Source organism: Vibrio sp. Vb1554 (assembly GCF_033344235.1).
On the sequence record NZ_JAWPOJ010000463.1, the window covers coordinates 1 to 1039 of the forward strand.

The 1039-nt window shown below is 49.0% G+C and carries 1 protein-coding gene; it reads left to right on the plus strand.

All coding sequences use genetic code 11. The features are described from left to right. Window positions 1-20: 20 nt before the first annotated feature. Window positions 21-890 carry an iron-siderophore ABC transporter substrate-binding protein gene (locus R8N28_RS27080; protein ID WP_043045339.1) on the plus strand — a complete coding sequence of 290 codons (870 nt, stop codon included), beginning with the start codon at window positions 21-23 and terminating at the stop codon, window positions 888-890. Window positions 891-1039 lie beyond the last annotated feature (149 nt).

The following is a 1039-nucleotide window of genomic DNA, read 5'->3' on the forward strand; positions in this document are numbered from 1 at the left end:
CGACTCTACTTTTCACAGTGATGATTGCACGAGCGAACGCAGACATTACCGTTCATGATGCGTACGGAGCGGTGACTTTTGAGCAAGTGCCGCAACGCGTCGTGGTTCTCAACTGGGACATTTTGGAGCAAGTGCTCGCGTTGGACATCGAGCCCATTGCTGCGCCTAACTTGCCGGGTTATCGCCAGTGGGTAGTGAATCCTTACGCACCAGAATCCATTGAGGATATCGGCACTCGCGCCGAACCCAATTTAGAGAAGATAGCGAGCTTGAAACCCGATGTGATCCTAGCGGCTTCTCCCCAGCAAGATTTGATTCCCCTGCTCAGACAAATCGCGCCGGTGGTCTATTTGCCGAATTTTTCGCAAAACGAAGCCGCGGCTCAAACCGCAATCAAGCATTTTCGTACGCTAGGTGCGCTGTTTGATAAACAAGAGTTAGCGGAACAAAAACTGGCAAAACTCAATGACTCATTCAAACAACTGCGTGACAAAATTCGTCAGCATTATTCTGCCCCATTAGACGTGTTGGTGATGCGCTTCTCGACGCCCAATTCTGTTCTGCTATCGACGGAAAATTCGACCACTGACTATGTGGTTGAGCAGCTTGGGTTAACCAACCCTATCAAAGTTTCTGCGCGCGCTTGGGGCATCAAACAAGATCGCATCAACCGCTTACAAAACCTTGAACAAAGCTACGTACTTTACGTGCAGCCTTTCCCACAAGAGAGCAAGTTGAACAGCTCACCACTTTGGCAAGCGATGCCATTCGTGAAAAAACAGCGCGTAAATTCGGTAAGAGCGGTGTGGGCCTACGGCGGCGCGATGTCTTTGCAATACATGGCAGAAGCCATTACCGACAGCTTAATTGAACTGGCACCAAAACAATGAGAACGAAACCGTACATTGGCTATGCCGCGCTGATTGCGTTGCTTAGCCTATTGAGCTTACAAATTGATACGAGCTTGTCGTTGAGTGAACAATGGCAGTTGTTCACTCAACCAGAAAGCGCCAGCGAATTTCGTGATGTTTTCTTTATG